Raw genomic sequence first — 21,002 nt, 5'->3', positions numbered from 1 at the left:
GAGTCTATCGCCAGGGCCTGCAGGCTCACGGATTAAAGCCGCCTCGCCGCCTCGCACCGCCGACTAGCGTGGTGGCCACACGATCACGAGCAGGAGGACGCGACGGCCCATGAGCGACGTGCCGGAACTCGATGCGGCGGGACTTCCTGAGGAGCTCAGCCCGCTCGACCAGATCCTGCACCGCGGCGAGGCCAATCCGCGTACCCGTTCGGGGATCATGACCATCGAGCTCCTGGACTGCGCGCCGGACTGGGAGGCGTTCCGCGCCAAGTTCGACGCCGCCTCGCGCAAGGTCCTGCGGCTGCGGCAGAAGGTCGTGATGCCGACGCTGCCGACCGTGGCGCCGAGGTGGGTGGTGGACCCCGACTTCAACCTCGACTTCCACCTCCGTCGGGTGCGCGCCCCGCACCCCGGCACGTTCCGTCAGGTGCTCGACCTCGCCGAGGTGGCCGCGCAGTCGCCGCTCGACATCTCCCGGCCGCTGTGGACGGCAACGCTGGTCGAGGGGCTCGCCGACGACCGCGCCGCGATGGTCGTTCACCTCAGCCATGCGGTCACCGACGGGGTCGGCGGAGTCGAGATGTTCGCCAATCTCTATGACCTCGAGCGCGACCCGTCGCCGCAGCCGCTGCCGCCCCTTCCCATCCCGCAGGATTTGTCGCCCAACGACCTGATGCGCCAAGGGCTCGTCCGGCTGCCCGGCACCATCGCGGGTCGCGTGCGCGGAGCGTTGTTCGGCGCCGCGCACGTCGCAGGGGAGGTGATCCGCGACCCGATCTCCCGGCTCGGCGGCGCTGTCGGATACGCCATGTCGGGTGCGCGCGTGATCGGTCCGGTCGCCGATCCGTCGCCGGTGCTGCGGCGACGCAGCCTGTCGTCGCGCAGCGAAGCCATCGACATCGAGTTCGGCATCCTGCACCGGGCCGCCAAGGCGGCCGGCGGTTCGATCAACGACGCGTATTTGGCGGGCTTGTGTGGCGCGCTGCGGCTCTACCACGAAGCCAAGGGCGTACCGCTCGACACGCTGCCGATGGCGGTTCCGGTCAATCTCCGCTCGGATGCGGACCCGGCGGGCGGAAACCGGTTCGCGGGTCTCAACCTCGCCGCGCCGATCGGCCTGACAGACCCCGAGATCCGCATCCGCAACATCCGCTCGCAGATGACCACCAAGCGCGAGGAACGCGCGATCGACATGGTCAGCGCCATCGCTCCGTTGGTCGGCCTGCTACCTGACACCGCCCTCGAGACGATGGCCGGCTCGATCGTGAACTCCGACGTGCAGGCCAGCAATGTCCCGGTGTACGCGGGGGACACCTACATCGCGGGCGCAAAAGTCCTGCGCCAGTACGGACTTGGTCCGCTGCCGGGCGTGGCGATGATGGTGGTGTTGATCTCGCGCTCGGGGTACTGCACGATCACCACCCGCTATGACCGCGCGGCGATCACCGACCAGGAGTTGTGGGCGCGCTGCCTGCTGTCGGGTTTCGACGAGGTCCTCGCCCTGGGCGGCGACGGTCGAGCCGAACCCGCCTCGTTCACCGTCGACCCGGCCCCTTCCACTGTCTCGTCGTCGAATGGGAGTGCAGCGCAATGACTTCGCCAAATGGTCAGACCTCGCGGCGCACCATGCGTCTGCCGGGTTCGGTCGCCGAGATTCAGGCCAGCCCGCAGGGACCCGAAGTCGGTGCGTTCTTCGATCTCGACGGCACCCTGGTCGCCGGCTTCACGGGCGTCGTGATGACGCAGGACCGGTTTCGTCGTCGCCAGATGTCGATGGGCGAGTTCATCGGCATGGTTCAGGCCGGCCTCAACCACCAACTGGGGCGGTCGGAGTTCGAGGACCTGATCGGCAAGGGTGCGCGCATGCTGCGCGGCAATTCGCTCGAGGACGTCGACGAACTCGCCGAGCGGTTGTTCGTCCAGAAGATCGTCGGCCGGATCTATCCCGAGATGCGCGAGTTGGTGCGCGCGCACATGGCCCGCGGCCACACCGTCGTCCTCAGCTCCTCGGCGCTGACGGTGCAGGTCGAGCCCGTCGCCCGCTTCCTCGGCATCTCGAATGTGTTGAGCAACAAGTTCGAGATCGACGAACACGGATTGCTCACCGGCGAGGTGACGCGCCCGATCATCTGGGGGCCGGGCAAGGCCAGGGCGGTGCAGAAGTTCGCCGCCGAGCACGGCGTCGACCTGTCGATGAGCTACTTCTACGCCGACGGCGACGAGGACGTCGCGCTGATGTATCTGGTGGGCAACCCCCGCCCGACGAATCCGGGAGGCAAACTCGCCGCGGTCGCCGCGAAGCGGGGCTGGCCGGTGCTGCGCTTCAGCAGTCGCAGTGGCGCGAGCCCGGTCTCGCAACTGCGCACGGCCGCGGGTATCGCCACCATGGGACCCATCGCGGCCGGAGCGCTCGGCCTGGGGCTGTTGACGCGGAGCAAGCGCAACGGGGTCAACTTCTTCACCGCGGCCTTCGGCCGGGCGCTGATGAGCACCCTTGGCATCAACATCAACGTTTTGGGCAAGGAGAACCTGACCAAGAAGCGTCCCGCGGTGTTCCTGTTCAATCACCGCAACCAGGCCGACCCGTTGATCGCAGGCCACTTGGTGGACACCAACTTCACGTCGGTGGGCAAGAAGGAATTGGAGAAGGATCCGATCGTCGGCACCCTCGGCAAGATCATGGACGCCGCGTTCATCGACCGCGAGGACCCGCAGAAGGCGGTCGAGGGGCTCAAGAAGGTCGAGGAACTCGCGCGCAAGGGGCTGTCGATCCTGATCGCGCCGGAGGGCACCCGGCTGGACACAACCGAGGTGGGGCCATTCAAGAAGGGGCCGTTCCGGATCGCGATGTCGGCCGGTATTCCGGTGGTGCCCATCGTCATTCGCAACGCCGAAGTGATCGCGGCGCGTGATTCGAGCACCTTCAACCCGGGCACGGTCGACGTCGTGGTCTATCCGCCGATCCCGGTCGACGACTGGACGCACGACAATCTCGGGGAGCGCATCGCCGAGGTGCGCCAGCTCTACCTCGACACGTTGGCGAACTGGCCGCACGACGAGTCGTCTCTTCCCGAGCTCTACGACCGCAACGTGCGGCCGAAGAGCACCCCCGCCAAGAAGTCGGCGGCGAAGAAGGCGGCCAAGAAGGCGACCAAGTCCGAGGCCAAGTCCGCGACGAAGTCGGTGCGTAATGCGCCGGCCGCCAAGAAGTCGGCACCGAAATCCGCGGGAAGGGGGCGTCCGTGAAGCCGTCCGCCGACCAGTACACGCCCTTCACGCCCACCGGTGACGCGCTGGTGCTGGCGTCGGCTTCCTCTGCGGCCGAACGTGATCTGCTCGACGACTGGCTCGAGCGGCAACGGCGCGAGAACCCCGAGGCCAAGATCGACGTCCTGCTGTTGCCGTACGAGGACCCGCCTGCCGGTGTGCTGGCTTCGCTCGTGTCCGAACTCGAAGCGGGAGAAGACCGCTCCGTGGTGCCTGTGCGCGTGTTCTGGGTGCCCGGCGGCCTGCCCACCCGATCCAAGGTGGTGGCGCTGCTCTCGGGCCGCGACACCTACCGTCCGCCCGAGATTCTGCAGCGCCGCATCCTGCGCCGCGACCGGACGCGAGCCCGCGTCGTCGCCGGTGAACCGGCGAAGGTCTCCGAACTGCGTCAGCAATGGGCCGACACCACCGTCGCCGAAAACCCCCGGGAATTCGCGCGTTTCGTGATCCGCCGCGCGATCCTGGCGATCGAGCGGGTCGAACTGCGGCTGCTGGGGCCGGAATACAAATCACCACGGCTCATCAAGCCGGAGTTGTTGGCGTCGGCGCGTTTCCGCGAGGGCCTGTCCAAGATTCCGGGTGCGGACCTGGAGACCGCGGGGGAGATGCTCGACGAGCTCTCCACAGGGTGGAGCCGGTTCTCCGTCGATCTGATTCCGTCGTTGGGGCGCGCGATCTTCAGCCGCGGCTTCGATCCCAACATCGACTACGACCGCGACGAAGTCGAGTTGATGCGGCGCAACCTGGAGAACCATCCGGCCGTGCTGTTGTTCTCGCACCGGTCCTACCTCGACGGCGTGATCGTTCCGGTGGCGATGCAGGAGAACCGGTTACCGCCGGTGCACACCTTCGCGGGCATCAACCTCTCGTTCGGCTTCATGGGGCCGTTGATGCGCCATTCGGGTGTCATCTTCCTGCGTCGCAAGCTCGACGACCCGCTCTACAAGTACGTGCTGCGGCAGTTCGTCGGCTACATCGTCGAGAAGCGATTCAACCTCAGCTGGTCGATCGAGGGCACCCGGTCGCGCACCGGAAAGATGTTGCCGCCCAAGCTGGGCCTGCTCGCCTACGTGGCCGACGCCTATCTCGACGGCCGCAGCGAGGACATCCTGCTGCAGCCCGTGTCGATCAGTTTCGACCAGCTGCACGAGACGTCCGAATACGCCGCCTACGCCCGCGGCGGCGAGAAGACGCCCGAAAGCCTGTCGTGGATGTACAACTTCATCAAGGCCCAGGGCGAGCGCAACTACGGCAAGATCTACGTCCGCTTTCCCGAGGCCGTCTCCATGCGCGAGTACCTCGATGCGCCGCACGGGCCGATGACCACCGATGAGAGCGCCAAACGCCTTGCCCTGCAGAAGATGGCGTTCGAAGTGTCGTGGCGGATCCTGCGGGCCACACCGGTCAACGCCTCGGCACTGGTGTCGGCGCTGTTGCTTACCACGCGCGGAATCGCGTTGACGCTGAACCAGATTCATCACACTCTGCAGCCGTCGCTGGACTACCTCGAGCGCAAGCAGACCCCCATGACCAACAGCGCGTTGCGGTTGCGCACCCCAGAAGGGGTGCGGGCCGCGCTCGACGCGCTGTCCAACCGGCACCCCGTCACCTGCGTCGAGGGCGGCCGCGAGCCCGTCTGGCGGATCGCTCCCGAGGACGAACACGAAGCGGCGTTCTACCGCAACACCCTCATCGACGCGTTCCTCGAGACCTCGCTGGTCGAGTTGGCGCTGGTGCACGCCGGCCGCGCGGGCTCCGACCGGCTGGAGGCGTTCTGGTCGCAGGTGATGCGGCTGCGCGATCTGCTCAAGTTCGACTTCTACTTCGCCGATTCGGCGGCGTTCCGTGAGCACGTCGCCGAGGAGCTGTCCTGGCAGAGCGGCTGGGAGGAGCAGGTGACCGGCGGCAGACAGCGGGTCGAGGAATTACTGCGGACCAAGTCGCCGCTGTTGGCGGGCGCGATGCTGCGACCCTTCTTCGAGGCGTACCAGATCGTCGCCGATGCGCTGCTCGACGCCCCTGCCGAGATCGGCGAGAAGGACCTGACGAAGAAGGCGCTCGGACTGGGCAACCAGTACGTCGCGCAGAGCCGGGTGCGCAGCAACGAAGCGGTGTCGGCGTTGCTATTCGCGACCGCCCGCCAGGTCGCCGCCGACCAGGACCTGCTCGAACCCGCCGCCGACCTGCACGAGCGCCGCACCGCGTTCCGGGACGAACTGCGGGCCATCCTGCGCGATATGGACAAGGTCGAGCAGATCGCCCGCGAGCAGTTCATCGCGCGTGAAATCGCGCGCCGTGAGGCGCGCCAAGCCTCCTGAGTCCGCCGAGCGCACGATTGTGTACGTGTTTCGCGAGCAGCGGCGTGGGCAACCGTACGCTCGGCGATTCCCCTAGAGGCTGAGCCGCGCCATACGCTGGTGGGATGACGACGACGGCATCGGGCGTGCGCACCAGCGCGGTATGGCCGGTGCTGGTCGGGGTCGCTGTCCTGGCGGGGACGATCGCCGCGGGCATCGGCGCTCTGTCGCTGGCCGACGCGCTGAGTGCGACCGGACTGCCGGATCCCGGGCCGATCACGACCTACGGCCTGCCGTTCGTTCGGGCCGCAGGTGAGATCGCGGCGGTCATCGCCGTCGGGTCCTTCCTGTTCGCCGCGTTCCTGACGCCGCCTCAAACCAACGGCGTGCTCGACGCCGGCGGGTACCGCGCGCTGCGCCTGGGCACCGGCGCGTCCGCGGCGTGGACGGTGTGCGCGGCGCTGATGGTTCCGTTGACGGTCTCCGACGTCTCCGGTCAGCCACTGAGCCAGACCCTCGACCCGGTGGCCGTCTGGTCGGCGGCCGACCTCGTCGACATGGCCAGCGCGTGGCGGTGGACGGCGTTCCTGGCCGCCGCCGTCACGGTCGCCAGCCTGCCGGTGCTGCGCTGGTCCTGGACGCCGGTCCTGCTGGGCGGGGCGTTGACGACGCTGATCCCGCTCGGGTTGGCCGGGCATTCGTCCACCGGCGGCGCCCACGACATGGCCACCAACAGCCTGTTGCTTCACCTGGGTGCCGCTGCGCTGTGGGCGGGCGGGCTACTCGCCCTGCTGGTACATGCGATGCGGCGCGGTAAGCACGCCGACCTCGCCGCCCGCCGGTTCTCGGCGCTCGCGTTCTGGTGCTTCGTCGTCATGGCCGTCAGCGGCGTGATCAACGCGCTCGTGCGCGTCGAACCGGCCGACCTGGTGCGCACCGAGTACGGCTGGTTGATCGTCGCGAAGATCTGCGCACTGTCCCTGCTCGCGGTGATCGGCTGGTGGCAACGCCGCTCCGCGGTGGCCGCGTTGCAGGACGACCCGGACGCGCGCGGTCCGCTGGTGCGTCTGGCGCTGCTCGAGGCGCTGCTGTTCGGGGCGACGTTCGGCATCGCGGTGGGACTCGGTCGCACTCCTCCACCGCCGCTGGTCGAACAGCCCAGCCCGGTCGAGGTGGCGATCGGATACGACCTCGCAGGCCCGCCCACTTTCGAGCGGATCCTGCTCGACTGGCGTTTCGACCTGATCTTCGGCACCGCCGCGATCGTCTTCGCGGTGGTCTACCTGCTCGGTGTGCGTCGGCTTCGCCGTCGGGGTGACGCGTGGCCGGTCGGACGGACGCTGGGTTGGCTGTGCGGCTGCGCGTCGCTGCTGATCGCGACGTCGTCGGGGCTGGGCCGCTACATACCCGCCATGTTCTCGATGCACATGATCGCCCACATGACGCTGTCGATGCTGGTGCCGATTCTGCTGGTGCTCGGCGCGCCGATGACGCTGGCCCTGCGGGCGCTGCCGACGGCGGGACGCGGTGAGCCGCCGGGTCCGCGGGAGTGGCTGCTGGCCGCGTTGCACTCGCGGGTGTCGCGGTTTTTGACACAGCCGATCATCGCGACGGTCATCTTCGTCGCCGGTTTCTATGGGCTCTACTTCGGCGGGCTGTTCGACGCGGCGGTCGACAAGCACGGCGCACATGTGCTGATGAATCTGCACTTCCTGCTCAGCGGATACCTCTTCTATTGGGTCACGATCGGCATCGATCCGGCGCCGCGCCAGATTCCTCACCTGGGCAAGGTCGCGATGGTGTTCGCCTCGCTGCCGTTGCACGCGTTCTTCGGTGTGGTGCTGATGGGCACCAAGACCGTGCTGGGCGAGCCGTTCTACCGGTCACTGCAGTTGAGCTGGCACACCGACTTGCTCGCCGATCAGCGCACCGGCGGTGGAATCGCCTGGGCCGCTGGTGAGGTCCCGCTCGTGGTGGTGATGCTCGCGCTGCTGATCCAGTGGACGCGCAGCGACCAGCGCACGGCCAAGCGGATCGACCGGGCCGCCGACCGCGACGACGACGCGGAGCTCGCCGCCTACAACGCGATGCTCGCCGAGCTCGCCCGCCGCGACGCCTCGTCGCGCTGAGATCCGGCGAGCTAGGCGCCCAGACCGACGCTTTGGCTGGTTTCCGGCCCGCGAATCGACCATTGCGTCGGTTTCGGGAACGGTGGGAGCCAGACCGACGGCCGTCTGCGTCCCACCAGTGTGGAGATTCCGTTCGTCGGCCGTGACGCCGTGGCCGCCGGCCACCTCACCAGAGCCCGCCTGCGCAGTCACTATCGGCCGCTGTACCGCGGCGTCTACATCCCGCGAGGCCACGAGGTGTCGCTGCGCGAGCGGATCGCCGGCGCATCCCTCGCCTCGCCTTCGGCGGTGATTGCCGGGGTGGCCGCTTCCGCGATGCACGGGGCGAAATGGGTCGTGGACGACGTTCCCATCGAATTGGTCGCGGCGGTCCGGCGGCAGCGCGGGCTGATCGTGCGCGACGAGACCCTCGACGAGGACGAGGTTACCTCGGTCGCGGGCATCCGGGTGACCACGCCGGCCCGGACCGCGTTCGACCTGGGCCGCCATCAGCCTCGTGACCGGGCTGTCGCACGCCTGGACGCGTTGCTGAATGCGTGCCCGTTCGCCACCGAGGACGTCGCGCTACTGGCGAAACGTCATCGCGGTGTGCGTGGTCTGCGCCGGCTACGGGCGGCGCTGCCGCTCGTCGACGGTGGCGCCGAGTCGCCGAGGGAAACATGGCTGCGGCTGCTGTTCATCGATGCCGGCCTACCTCGCCCCGCCACACAATTCGTCGTCCGTGACGAGTGGGACCGCTACGTCCGGCGCATCGACATGTGTTGGGAGGACTTCAAAGTCGGCGCGGAGTACGACGGAGAACAACACCTCACCAGCCGACGACAGTACGTGCTCGATGTTCAGGTCAGTCGCGTACTGCAGCGGCTCGGCTGGCACGTCATCCACGTCATCAAAGAGGACCGAGGGGTCGACATCGTCGAGCAGGCGCGAAACGCCCTGCTGTCGAGGGGCTGGCGCCCGTAGGTTCCGGGGACGCCCGCTCGAAACCGACGCAATGGTCGATCGCGGGTGGGTAAACCAGCCAAAACGTCGGTCTGGCGACAACGAACGCGCCATCCACAACGACGAATTCATCCACAGGGCCGCCCAGGCGGCGGAGCGTGCCGAGTCTCGGTGTCGGCGCCGCGGCGCTCAATAGCGGTGTCACCGAGACGCCACAAGGCGATCGGCAAGCAAACGCAACGAAAGAGGAGATCGTCATGTTCGAGACACCATTCACCATCGTCGGCAACATCGTCACCGACCCGATCCATCGGCGGGTGGGGGATCAGGAGATGGTCCGGTTCCGGGTCGCGAGCAACTCGCGCCGCCGCACGGCCGAGGGAACATGGGAGCCCGGAAACTCGTTGTTCGTGACGGTGAACTGCTGGGGGAGGGTGGTTGCCGGGCCCAGCGCGGCGCTGGTCAAGGGCGACCCCGTCATCGTCGTCGGACACGTTTACACAAGCGAATACGACGACCGGGACGGCAACCGACGCTCGTCAGTCGAAGTGCGCGCCACATCGGTCGGGCCGGATCTGGCCCGGTGCACGGCACGCATCGACCGAGGGCGGCAGCAGTCCGAACAGCGGTTCACCGACCCGGAAAACCACTCCGAAGACACCGGTGATGACGACGACACGGAGCAGCCCGACACGGCGCTGCCCCTGACCGCGTAGCGCGGGGACGCCGCCGGCGCAGGACCTCGAGTAGCTCACTCGGCTGCGCCGGCGGGGCCACGCCTACGATGGTCCGCGAGCATCACCCGAGAGACTCGCAACTTTTGAAAGGCATCCCACGGCATGGCCGAATTCATCTATTCGATGCGGAAGGTCCGCAAGGCGCACGGCGACAAGGTCATCCTCGACGACGTCAGCCTGAACTTCCTTCCGGGCGCGAAGATCGGCGTCGTCGGTCCCAACGGGGCCGGCAAGTCGAGCGTCTTGCGGATCATGGCCGGGCTGGACCAGCCCAACAACGGCGACGCGTTCCTGCAGCCCGGAGCGACTGTGGGCATCCTGCAGCAGGAACCGCCGCTCAACGAGGACAAGACCGTCCGCGAGAACGTCGAAGAAGGCGTGGCGATCAAGGAGAAGCTGAACCGCTACAACGAGGTCGCCGAGCTGATGGCCACCGACTACTCCGATGAGCTGATGGAGGAGATGGGCCGGCTGCAGGAGGAGCTCGACGCCGCCGACGCCTGGGACATCGACTCGCAGCTCGAGCAGGCGATGGACGCGTTGCGCTGCCCGCCGCCCGACGAGCCGGTCACCCATCTGTCCGGAGGCGAGCGCCGCCGGGTCGCGTTGTGCAAGCTTCTGCTGTCCAAGCCCGACCTGCTGCTTCTCGATGAGCCCACCAACCACCTGGACGCCGAGAGCGTGCAGTGGCTCGAACAGCACCTCGCCGAGTACAAGGGCGCGATCCTCGCCGTCACGCACGACCGGTACTTCCTGGACAACGTGGCCGAGTGGATCCTCGAACTCGACCGCGGACGGGCTTATCCGTACGAGGGCAACTACTCGACGTATCTGGAGAAGAAGGCCGAGCGCGTCGCCGTGCAGGGACGCAAGGACGCCAAACTGCAGAAGCGTCTCCAAGACGAGCTCGCCTGGGTTCGGTCGGGCGCCAAGGCGCGGCAGGCCAAGAGCAAGGCCCGCCTGCAGCGCTACGAGGAGATGGCCGCCGAGGCGGAGAAGACTCGCAAGCTCGACTTCGAGGAGATCCAGATTCCGACGCCGCCACGGCTGGGCAACGTCGTCGTCGAGGTCGAGCACCTCGACAAGGGCTTCAACGGCCGCACCCTGATCAAGGACCTGTCGTTCACGCTGCCGCGTAACGGCATCGTCGGGGTCATCGGTCCCAACGGTGTCGGTAAGACGACGCTGTTCAAGACCATCGTGGGCCTCGAGCAGCCCGACAGCGGCACGGTCAAGGTCGGCGAGACGGTCAAGTTGAGCTACGTCGACCAGAGCCGTGCGGGCATCGACCCGAAGAAGACGGTGTGGGAGGTCGTCTCCGACGGGCTGGACTACATCGAGGTCGGCCAGAACGAAATCCCGTCGCGGGCCTACGTCTCCGCGTTCGGCTTCAAGGGCCCGGACCAGCAGAAGCCGGCCGGTGTGCTGTCCGGCGGTGAACGCAACCGGCTCAACCTCGCGTTGACCCTCAAGGAGGGCGGCAACCTGATCCTGCTCGACGAGCCGACCAACGACCTGGACGTCGAAACGCTGTCGTCGCTGGAGAACGCGCTCGAGAGCTTCCCCGGCTGCGCGGTCGTGATCTCCCACGACCGGTGGTTCCTGGACCGCACGTGTACCCACATCCTGGCGTGGGAGGGCGACGAGGACAACGAGGCCAAGTGGTTCTGGTTCGAGGGCAACTTCGGTGCCTACGAGGAGAACAAGGTCGAACGGCTCGGGGCAGAGGCCGCCCGCCCGCACCGCGTGACGCACCGAAAGCTCACCCGCGACTGATCCGGCGGGGTATCCGCAAAGCCCGCGCGCGGGCTACTAGGGTCGACTTCTGCGGACCGCGGAGCCGCTTCGCTCATCGGGGCTGGTGGTGACATCCAACGGCGGAGGTCCGCGCCTACAGTTCAGGAGCGTCGCATGTCGGTGAATCCGGGAGACGTCGGGAGATCAGCGGGCGCCGGGGTCGGCGTCACCGGGGCCAACCACTCTCCTGGACTCGACGACCAGACCATGGGGCGGCTCGCGCGGGCCTATCTGGAGACCTATCGGGGTCCGCACGCCGACGCTCCCGCCGCCGATTCCACGGTCACCATGCCGGTGACGGCGACGGCGCATCAGATCGTCACGCCGAGCCTCATCGCCGCGCATCACCGGCTCGGTCGCTTCCGCCCCTACGGCGATACCCGCGTCGAGGTGTACCGCGCCGACGACCCGGCCGGGTTCGGCCCCGCGCTGCAGATCGTCACCGACAACTCCGCGATGGTGATGGACTCGGTCACGGTGCTGCTGCACCGCTTCGGCGTCGCCTACACCGCGATCATGAACCCGGTGCTGCGGGTACACCGTGCGCGCGCAGGCGAACTGCTCGACATCGCGCCGGCCGCTGAAGCCGGCGGGTCCCGCGACGGGGTGTTCGAGGCCTGGATCCACGTCCAGCTCGCGGCGACCGTCGACCCCAAGGCACTGGCTCAGGTCGCGCAGATGCTGCCGAGCGTGCTCGCCGATGCACGTCACGTCGCGCTCGATTCCGACGAGTTGTCCTCGACGCTGCGCCGGTTGGCGCACGACGTGGCCACCGACACCGGCGGCAGGTTCCGCGGACCCGACCGCGAGGACGTCGCCGCGCTGTTGCGATGGCTGGCCGACGGACATTTCGTGCTGCTGGGCTACCAGCGGTGTTCGATACAGGACGGCCGGTCGTCCGTCGATCCGTCCAGCCGGCTGGGGGCGCTTCGGCTGCGCCACGACGTGCTGCCGCCGCTGACCGACGACGACGACCTTCTCGTGTTGGCGCAGGCCACCATTCCGAGCTATCTGCGTTACGGCGCCTACCCTCACATCGCGGTCGTGCGCGAACAACACGGACCGACCGTCATCGAACACCGCTTCGTCGGCTTGTTCACGGTGGCGGCCATGAACGCCAACGTGCTTGAGATCCCGTTGATCTCGCGCAGGGTGAACGAAGCGCTGTCGCTGTCCCGCAACGACCCCAGCCACCCCGGACAACTGCTGCTCGACATCATCCAGACCATCCCTCGCGCGGAATTATTCGCCCTGTCGGCGCAGGACGTGCTGGACATGGTGAAGGCCGTCGTCGACCTCGGGTCCCGCCGGCGCACGTTGCTGTTCATGCGTGCCGATTCGCTCGCGCAGTTCGTCTCGTGCCTGGTGTACCTGCCGCGCGACCGTTACACCACCGCGGTGCGGTTGGAGATGCAGGACATCCTCGTGCGCGAACTCGGCGGTGTCAGCATCGAGTACACCGCGCGGGTGAGCGAATCGCCATGGGCGGTAGTTCATTTCGCGGTACGAATGCCCGACGGCACCAACGCCCGCGACATCGACACGTCCCCGAACAACGAGTCGCGAATCCAGGATCTGCTCACCGAAGCGGCGCGCACCTGGGGCGACCGGTTGATCGGCGCGGTGAAGACGGGTTCGATCAATCAGCGCACGGCGCAACACTATTCCGCCGCCTTCCCCGAGGCGTACAAGCAGGCGGTCGCGCCGCTCGACGCGATCGATGACATCGCGGTCATCGAAGACCTGCAGGACGGTTCGATCCAACCGGTGCTCACCGATCTCGAGGAGGGCACCGCGCAGCTCACGTTATATCTGGGTGGGCACTCGGCGTCGTTGAGCGATCTGCTGCCGATGCTGCAGTCGATGGGCGTGGTGGTTCTCGAAGAGCGACCGTTCACCGTCGAACGTCCCGACGGGCTCGTAGTGTGGATCTACCAATTCAAAATCTCACCGCACAAGTCGATCCCGCACATCGAGTCCGAATCCGAACGAATCGGAACCGCCACGCGTTTCGCCGACGCGCTGACCGCGATCTGGCAGGGCCGCGCCGAGACCGACCGGTTCAACGAGCTGGTGATGCGGGCCGGCCTGAACTGGCAGCAGGTCTCGGTGCTGCGCAGCTACGCGAAATACCTGCGGCAGGCCGGTTTCCCGTACAGCCAGTCACACATCGAGGCCGTCGTCAACGACCACGCCAAGACTGCCCGTTCGCTGGTCGAACTGTTCGAGGCGCTGTTCTGTCCGTTCGAGGACGAGCAGGAGGACGCACCGAAACGGCGTGACGCCCAGGCGGCCGCGGCGGCGGTGAGCGCCGACATCGACGCACTGGTCAGCCTGGACACCGACCGCGTGCTGCGGGCGTTCGCGTCGATGATCCAGGCGACGCTGCGCACCAACTACTTCGTCAGGCGGCAGGAGTCGGCCCGGTACGAGGACGTGTTGTCGTTCAAACTCGATCCCGGATTGATCGACGAATTACCGCTGCCGCGACCGAAGTTCGAGATCTTCGTGTACTCGCCGCGCGTCGAGGGTGTGCACCTGCGGTTCGGCTACGTCGCGCGCGGCGGCTTGCGCTGGTCGGACCGCCGCGAGGACTTCCGCACCGAAATCCTCGGCTTGGTCAAGGCGCAGGCCGTCAAGAACGCGGTGATCGTGCCTGTCGGCGCCAAGGGCGGTTTCGTCGTCAAGCAGCCGCCGACACCGACCGGAGATGCCGCCGACGACCGCGAAGCGCAACGCGCCGAGGGCGTGTCGTGTTACAAGCTGTTCATCGCCGGTCTGCTCGATGTGACCGACAACGTCGACAAGGGGTCCGGACAGGTCACCCCGCCGCCGGATGTGGTGCGCCGCGACGGCGACGACGCCTATCTCGTCGTCGCCGCCGACAAGGGCACCGCGACGTTCTCCGACATCGCCAACGAGGTCGCCAAGTCCTACGGCTTCTGGCTCGGCGACGCGTTCGCCTCGGGCGGTTCGGTGGGATACGACCACAAAGCCATGGGCATCACCGCCAGAGGCGCCTGGGAGTCGGTCAAGCGGCATTTCCGCGAAATGGGTGTCGACACCCAGTCGGAGGACTTCACCGTCGTCGGGGTCGGCGACATGAGCGGCGACGTGTTCGGCAACGGCATGTTGCTGTCCAAGCACATTCGCCTGTTGGCCGCCTTCGACCACCGCCACATCTTCATCGACCCCGATCCCGACGCGGCGCGCTCGTGGGAAGAGCGCAAGCGTCTGTTCGACCTGCCGCGGTCGAGCTGGGAGGACTACGACTCCTCGCTGATCAGCGAGGGCGGCGGCGTCTACAGCAGGGAGCACAAGTCGATCCAGATCAGCTCGCAGGCCCGCGCCGCGCTGGGCATCGACGACGACGTCGATGAGCTGACCCCGCCCAACCTGATCAAGGCGATCCTGAAGGCGCCCGCCGACCTGTTGTTCAACGGTGGTATCGGCACCTACATCAAGGCCGAGTCCGAATCCGACGCCGACGTCGGCGACCGTGCGAACGACCCGGTCCGGGTGAACGGAAACCAGTTGCGGGCCAAGGTGGTCGGCGAAGGCGGCAACCTGGGTGTGACCGCGCTCGGGCGTATCGAGTTCGACCTCGCCGGTGGCCGCATCAACACCGACGCGCTGGACAACTCGGCTGGGGTCGACTGCTCCGATCATGAGGTCAACATCAAAATCCTGATCGACTCGCTGGTCACCGCGGGCAAGGTCAGCCCCGAAGATCGCACCGAACTGTTGCTGTCGATGACCGACGAGGTCGGCCGGCTGGTGCTCAGGGACAACGAGGACCAGAACGATCTGATGGGCACCAGCCGCGCCAACGCGGCGAGCCTGCTTCCGGTGCACTCGCGCATGATCAAAGCCTTCGTCGCCGACCGCGGCCTCAACCGTGAACTCGAGGCGCTGCCGTCGGAGAAGGAGATCCACCGCCGCACCGACGCCGGAATCGGCTTGACCTCACCGGAACTCGCGACGCTGATGGCTCACGTCAAACTAGCGCTGAAAGCCGATGTGCTGGCCAGCGAGCTGCCCGATCAGGAGGCGTTCGCCTCCCGGCTGCCGTGGTACTTCCCCGAGAAACTGCGTGAGCCGTTCGCCGCGGAGATCCGGTCGCACGAACTGCGCCGCGAGATCGTCACGACCATGCTGGTCAACGACGTCATCGACACCAGCGGAATCACCTACGTGTACCGCATCAGCGAGGACGCCGGGGTGGGCCCGCTGGACGCCGTGCGCAGTTACGCCGCGGCCAACGCGATCTTCCGGATCAACGACATCTGGCGACAGATCCGCGCGGCGGGGGACAACGGTGTTTCGGTTGCGGTGACCGACCGGATGACGCTGGATCTGCGGCGGCTGGTGGACCGGTCCGGACGCTGGCTGCTCAACTACCGTCCTCAGCCGCTGGCCGTGGGCGCCGAGACCAACCGGTTCGCCGCCAAGGTGGCCGCACTGACACCGCGGATGTCCGAGTGGCTGCGCGGCGACGACGAGGCCATCGTGGCCAAGGAGACCGACGACCTCACCTCGCGCGGAGTCCCAAAGGATCTGGCGTACGAGCTGGCCACGGGGCTGTACCAGTTCAGCCTTCTCGACATCATCGACATCGGGGACATCGTGGAGCGCGAACCCGACGAGGTCGCGGACACCTACTTCGCGTTGATGAACTACCTCAACACCGATACTTTGCTCACCGCGGTGTCGCGGCTCGAGCGCGACGACCGCTGGCATTCGTTGGCGCGGCTGGCGATTCGCGACGACATCTACGGGTCGCTGCGGGCTCTGTGCCTGGACGTGCTGGCGGTGGGCGAGCCCGACGAGACGGGTGAGGAGAAGATCGCCGAATGGGAGACCACGAACGGTTCGCGGGTGGACCGCGCCCGTCGCACGCTCGACGAGATTCATGAAAGCGGTCAGCACGACCTCGCGACGCTGTCGGTGGCGGCGCGTCAGATTCGCAGCATGACACGGACCAGTGGAACGGGGACTTCTCGATGACAGGCGCTGATCTCGCGCGCACCACGAGTGGGGCAGGGTTTGTCGCGCCGGTCCATGTGCGGTGGTCGGACATCGACATGTATCAGCACATCAACCACGCCACCATGGTGACCATTCTCGAGGAAGCCCGGATCCCGTTCCTGCGAGAGCCGTTCGGCCCGGAGATCGAGACCATCGGCTTGCTCATCGCCGAGGTCAACATCTCGTATAAGGCCCAGCTGCGGCTGATCGACTCGCCGCTGCAGGTGACCATGTGGTCGAAGCGGGTGCGCTCGGTCGACTTCACCGTCGGCTACGAGGTGCGATCGGTGGGCGCGCCGCCGGGCTCGAAGCCGGCGGTGATCGCGGACACCCAGTTGGCCGCTGTACACATCAAAGAGCAGCGGCTGCACCGGCTTTCGCTGCAGCAAAAAGAGTATCTGCAGCGCTGGACACGATGACACGATCCGAGCGGGGCCTCTGGCTGACCGAGCTACCGCATCGCGGAGACCTCGCGACGTTCGCCGAGCGGGCTTTGCGTCTCGACGAAGCCGCGGTGATCCGGTTGCGTCAACGATCCGAGGATGTGCTGGTCGCCTGGGTCGCAACGGGATTCGATGTCCTGGCCAGCCGGGTGGTCGAGGGCCGGGTCAATCCGCCGGATCTTTCGGCGGGCGCCGACGCGCTGGCCGAGGGTCTGCGGACCATCGACGGAACCGGTTTCGTCGAACCTGGCTTTGCGCTGGATTCCGCCTGGCGTGGAGCACTTCCGCCGGACTCCGGCTTCGTCCACCTCGACGATGTGCCCGCCCGCGTCGTGCTCGACTTGGCGCAGCGCGGTGGGGAGTTGGCCAAAGAGCACTCCAGCAGTCACGGTCCACCGGTGTCCCTGCTGGACCAGGAGGTCGTCGCGGTCAGTTCCGGCGACGACAGCGTCGGTATCCCGATGAGGTGTGTATTCGCTTTGACGGCAATGGGTTTCCTGCCGCAGTCGGGATCGGCGGTGGGAGCCGATGAGATCGTGCGGGTGCGGGTGACGCCGGCGTGGCTGCGCATCGACGCGCGGTTCGGTTCGGTGTACCGCCGCCGCGGCGACCCGGCCGTCGTCCTGCGCTGAACTTTCCCGCCGCGTGGGCCCGCGCGCGAAGCCGGCGAGTGTCCGTGTTTGTGCAGCGGCACGCCGTTAAAGGCGTACATCTTGCCGTCGCTCGCGCCACCGCAAGCGCGCATCGCTCACAGCGCCCTAGCGTGCGATCGCTAGACCAACCACGCCGCGCTGTCGGGCGGCAGGGCGCCGTCGGACACCTCCGCGCTCGCCAGCAGAACCTGAACCTTTGGCAGCGGTATCGGCCGCGAGCCGGCGTTCAGCACACACACCAACCCGCCGGTGCGGTGAAACACCAGGCTGTCGGCGGGCGAGTCCAGCCACTCGACCACCGAACCGTCGAATTCGGCACGCTGTGAACGCAATTCGAAAGCGCGACGGAAGAACGCCAGCGTCGACGACGGATCCGCCAACTGCTTCTCAACCGTCAGCGCCGACCATTCCGGGGGAATCGGCAACCAGGTGTCCGGGTTGTCCGAAAACCCGAACGGAGGGGTGTCGCCCTCCCACGGCATCGGAACCCTGCTGCCGTCGCGCCCGCGGCGGGTGTGCCCGGAGCGCTCCCACACCGGGTCGCGCAGCGCCTCGTCGGGGAGGTCGGCGTTCGGCAGGCCCAGTTCCTCGCCGTTGTAGATGAACACGGTCCCGGGCAGCGCCAGCACGACCAGGGCCATCGCCGTGGCGCGGGCCAAGCCGACGGCACTGCCGCCGTAGCGGGTGGGCACGCGGTCGACGTCGTGGTTGGCCAGCGTCCACGTCGGGATGGCGTCCACCAATTCGGCTGCGGCCATCGAGTTCTCGATCGCGTGACGGATGTCGGCGGCGTCGAACGCCGCGCGCAGGAGCCGGAAGTTGAAGCCCAGATGCAGTTCGTCGGGACGCACGTAGCGTGCGAACTGCTCGTTGTCGTAGACCCAGACCTCGCCGATCGCAACGGATTCCGGGTAGTCGTCGAACACCCGCCGGATCCGGCGATGGATCTCGTGCACGCCGTCGTTGTTGAACCGGGATCGTCGTCCATCTCGGCCAGCAGCATCTCGCGTTCCACGATCGTCATGTCGGGAAGCCCGGGCGGCTTGGCCATCCCGTGCGCGACGTCGATGCGGAAGCCGTCGACGCCGCGGTCGAGCCAGAACCGCAGTGTCCGTTCGAGGTCGTCGAAGACCTCGGGGTTCTCCCAGTTGAGGTCGGGCTGCTCGGCGTCGAACAGATGCAGATACCACTGGCCGGGGTTGCCGTCGGCTTCGGTCACCCGGGTCCACGCAGGCCCACCGAACACCGACAGCCAATTGTTGGGGGGTTTCGAACCGCCGGGCCCGGTGCCATCGCGGAAGATGTAGCGCTCGCGCTGCGCGCTGCCCGGGCTCGCGGCCAGCGCCGCCTGGAACCATGGATGCGCGGAGCTGGTGTGGTTGGGCACCAGGTCCATCGTCACCTTCATGCCCAGGTCATGGGCGGCGGCGGTGAGCCGGTCCAACGCCGCCAGGTCGCCGAACAGAGGGTCGACGTCGCGCGGGTCGGCCACGTCGTAGCCGTTGTCGGCCATCGGCGAGACCATCACGGGGTTGAGCCAGATCGCGCCGACGCCGAGCGCCTTGAGATAGCTCAGGCCGGAGGTCACCCCGTCGAGGTCGCCGACCCCGTCACCGTTGCTGTCGCGGAACGAGCGCGGATAGACCTGATAGAACAGCGCGTCAGACCACCAAGGACTCGTCATCAGAACGGCGCGTTCACCATCGAATGGGCGGCCATCTCCAGGTAGGCGAGCAGCTCTTTGCGGTGCTCGTCGTCGAGCGTGTCCGAGTCGATCTCCGCGACCGCGGTGTGCATGCACCGCAGCCACGCGTCGCGTTCGATGTAGCCGATGCGAAACGGGGCGTGACGCATCCTCAACCGTGGATGCCCACGCTGGTCGGAGTAGGTGCGGGGGCCGCCCCAGTACTGCTCGAGGAACATCCGCAGCCGCACCTCGGCCGGCCCGAGGTCCTCCTCGGGATAGAGCGGACGCAGGATCTCGTCCTCGCGGACCAACTCGTAGAACCGCGCCACGATCACGCGGAACGTCTCGTGGCCACCGACTTCGTCATAGAACGACCTCTGTGGCTGTGTCACGCCGACCATTGTTCCTTGTTGCTGGATTGACCAGGTCAGGCGGGCGCACCACCCGATGTTCACCTGACTGACCTGCGAACACGTCGAGAATTGTCGTGCGATTCACAGGAATCCGTGGTGAACTGTCGGACGGAGGACGTATGGCGCATCGCAAGAAAGGCCCGTCCAAAAGGGCCGGCCAGCGGAGTCACGGTGCCGCGACCGCCCTAGCCGGGTCGGTGGTACCGGGCGCGCAGACACGCGTCCTCCACAGCGTCGACATCCATCCGCCGAGTACCACCGAGGGCTCGATCTGGGGTCGTCGCCGTGTGCTGCTGCTGAACTCCACCTACGAACCGTTGACCGCTCTGCCCATGCGGCGGGCGGTCATCATGTTGATGTGCGGTAAGGCCGACGTCGTGCATGACGATCCCGGCGGGCCGGTGATCCATTCGGCGACCCGATCGATCGTGGTGCCCTCGGTCATCCGGTTGCGCTCCTACGTCCGGGTGCCGTACCGGGCGCGCATCCCGATGACGCGCGCGGCTTTGATGCACCGCGACCGGTTTCGCTGCGCCTACTGCGGGAGTAAGGCCGACACCGTCGACCATGTGGTTCCGCGCAGCCGCGGGGGAGTGCACTCGTGGGAGAACTGCGTAGCGGCCTGTTCGTCGTGCAATCACCGCAAGGCCGACCGGCTGCTCACCGAGCTGGGATGGTCGCTGCGCATAGTGCCCGTTCCGCCGAAGGGCCAGCACTGGCGGCTGTTATCCAGCGTCAAGGAACTCGACCCGTCTTGGGTTCGATATCTGGGCGAGGGCGCGGCGTAAACGCGGCTGGTATACGGTTTGCGTCGTGAGCACCACAACGACAATCGCGCTTCTGACTTTGGTGCCGCTCGGGCTGACGGCCGTCCTTGCCCTGTTGATCTGGCGCAGTAAGGGCCCGCACCCGGCGAGCTACAAGATGTCCGACCCTTGGAAGCACGCCCCGATCCTGTGGGCGTCCGACGAGCCCGCCGATCACGGGCACGCGACCGGGCGCAGTGTGGCCGCCGACTCGGCGGCCCACGGCGGAAACGTGGGTGAACACCAGTCCAACGCGGTGACGATTGGAGGCGGCGCCAGTGGCAAGTGGTGACGTTGCGGTAACCGGCCATCGGGCCGCGCTCGAGCACACCGACCTCCCGATGGGTTGGGTGGTCACCTCCAGCGGCCGGATCTCCGGTGTCACGCAGCCGGGTGAGCTGTCGCTGGACTACCCCTTCCCGACCAAGGACCTGGTGTTCCTCGACGACGCGCTCAAATACGGCTCGCGGGCTTCGAAGGCCCGGTTCGCCGTGTACATCGGCGGTCTCGGTGACGACACGGCGGCCACCGCGCGCGAGATCCTCGCTCAGGTGCCTACCCCGAACAACGCCGTGCTGCTGGCGGTCTCGCCCGAGCAGCACGCGATCGAGGTGGTCTACGGCGCCGACGTCAAGGGACGCGGCATCGAAGAGGCCGCACCGCTGGGCGTCTCCGCGGCGGCCGCGTCGTTCAAAGAGGGCAACCTGATGGACGGGTTGATCAGCGCGGTGCGGGTGATGAGCGCCGGCGTCACCCCGGCCTGACCGCACCTTCCCCTGTTGCGCGAGAGTGCGTGTGTGTAC

Annotated in this window: 14 protein-coding genes and 1 pseudogene; 13 read left to right on the top strand and 2 right to left on the bottom strand. The window is 67.3% G+C overall.

What is annotated here, in order from left to right; genetic code table 11:
- The first annotated feature begins 109 nt into the window (after positions 1-109).
- The 10 genes from A5759_RS20815 to A5759_RS20770 all read left to right on the top strand — a co-directional run bounded on the left by A5759_RS20815 (position 110) and on the right by A5759_RS20770 (position 17,272).
- Entirely contained in the window at positions 110-1,594 is a 1,485-nt protein-coding gene (locus tag A5759_RS20815) for a wax ester/triacylglycerol synthase family O-acyltransferase (RefSeq protein WP_068200913.1), read from the top strand.
- A complete protein-coding gene (locus A5759_RS20810) occupies positions 1,591-3,246 on the top strand; it encodes an HAD-IB family hydrolase/lysophospholipid acyltransferase family protein (protein WP_068200911.1) in 1,656 nt (551 codons plus the stop codon). Before A5759_RS20815 ends, A5759_RS20810 begins: the two co-directional genes overlap by 4 nt.
- Positions 3,243-5,585: a glycerol-3-phosphate 1-O-acyltransferase gene (locus A5759_RS20805; protein ID WP_068200909.1), complete on the top strand. Its 2,343-nt coding sequence runs from the start codon at positions 3,243-3,245 to the stop codon at positions 5,583-5,585. Before A5759_RS20810 ends, A5759_RS20805 begins: the two co-directional genes overlap by 4 nt.
- 104 nt (positions 5,586-5,689) lie before the next feature.
- Entirely contained in the window at positions 5,690-7,693 is a 2,004-nt protein-coding gene (locus A5759_RS20800) for a cytochrome c oxidase assembly protein (RefSeq protein WP_068200907.1), read from the top strand.
- A 120-nt stretch (positions 7,694-7,813) separates the two neighbouring features.
- Positions 7,814-8,656, top strand: coding sequence for a hypothetical protein (locus A5759_RS20795; protein ID WP_068200905.1), 843 nt, complete (start codon positions 7,814-7,816; stop codon positions 8,654-8,656).
- 236 nt (positions 8,657-8,892) lie between these two features.
- Entirely contained in the window at positions 8,893-9,351 is a 459-nt protein-coding gene (locus tag A5759_RS20790; protein WP_066840819.1) for a single-stranded DNA-binding protein, read from the top strand.
- 123 nt (positions 9,352-9,474) lie between these two features.
- A complete protein-coding gene (ettA, locus tag A5759_RS20785; RefSeq protein WP_068200903.1) occupies positions 9,475-11,148 on the top strand; it encodes an energy-dependent translational throttle protein EttA in 1,674 nt (557 codons plus the stop codon).
- A gap of 135 nt (positions 11,149-11,283) precedes the next feature.
- Positions 11,284-16,176: an NAD-glutamate dehydrogenase gene (locus A5759_RS20780; protein WP_068200902.1), complete on the top strand. Its 4,893-nt coding sequence runs from the start codon at positions 11,284-11,286 to the stop codon at positions 16,174-16,176.
- Positions 16,173-16,616 carry a thioesterase family protein gene (locus A5759_RS20775; protein ID WP_068200900.1) on the top strand — a complete coding sequence of 148 codons (444 nt, stop codon included), beginning with the start codon at positions 16,173-16,175 and terminating at the stop codon, positions 16,614-16,616. Before A5759_RS20780 ends, A5759_RS20775 begins: the two co-directional genes overlap by 4 nt.
- Positions 16,613-17,272 carry a hypothetical protein gene (locus tag A5759_RS20770; RefSeq protein ID WP_369816245.1) on the top strand — a complete coding sequence of 220 codons (660 nt, stop codon included), beginning with the start codon at positions 16,613-16,615 and terminating at the stop codon, positions 17,270-17,272. Before A5759_RS20775 ends, A5759_RS20770 begins: the two co-directional genes overlap by 4 nt.
- Positions 17,273-17,412: 140 nt before the next feature.
- Here the strand turns inward: A5759_RS20770 and A5759_RS20765 are convergent.
- Both A5759_RS20765 and A5759_RS20760 read right to left on the bottom strand, forming a co-directional pair.
- Positions 17,413-18,977: pseudogene (locus A5759_RS20765) on the bottom strand (glycoside hydrolase family 13 protein).
- Positions 18,977-19,381 (bottom strand): globin, encoded by a 405-nt coding sequence (locus A5759_RS20760; RefSeq protein ID WP_165593302.1) that lies wholly within the window; start codon positions 19,379-19,381, stop codon positions 18,977-18,979. The pseudogene A5759_RS20765 and the gene A5759_RS20760 overlap by 1 nt, the downstream one beginning before the upstream one ends.
- Positions 19,382-19,512: 131 nt before the next feature.
- Between A5759_RS20760 and A5759_RS20755 the strand changes: the two genes are divergently transcribed.
- From A5759_RS20755 to A5759_RS20745, 3 genes are read left to right on the top strand one after another with little or no spacing between them, the layout of a single operon-like run.
- Positions 19,513-20,181, top strand: coding sequence for an HNH endonuclease (locus A5759_RS20755; RefSeq protein WP_066840693.1), 669 nt, complete (start codon positions 19,513-19,515; stop codon positions 20,179-20,181).
- A gap of 25 nt (positions 20,182-20,206) precedes the next feature.
- Positions 20,207-20,491 (top strand): hypothetical protein, encoded by a 285-nt coding sequence (locus A5759_RS20750; protein ID WP_197506136.1) that lies wholly within the window; start codon positions 20,207-20,209, stop codon positions 20,489-20,491.
- Positions 20,478-20,963 carry a DUF5130 domain-containing protein gene (locus A5759_RS20745; RefSeq protein WP_068200898.1) on the top strand — a complete coding sequence of 162 codons (486 nt, stop codon included), beginning with the start codon at positions 20,478-20,480 and terminating at the stop codon, positions 20,961-20,963. The genes A5759_RS20750 and A5759_RS20745 overlap by 14 nt, the downstream gene beginning before the upstream one ends.
- Positions 20,964-21,002: the final 39 nt, after the last annotated feature.

The organism is Mycobacterium sp. 852014-52144_SCH5372336, assembly GCF_001665615.1.
GTDB classification, from domain to species: domain Bacteria; phylum Actinomycetota; class Actinomycetes; order Mycobacteriales; family Mycobacteriaceae; genus Mycobacterium; species Mycobacterium neumannii_A.
Note: the sequence above shows the minus strand (reverse complement) of the source record. Positions and strands in the feature narration are given on the sequence as shown.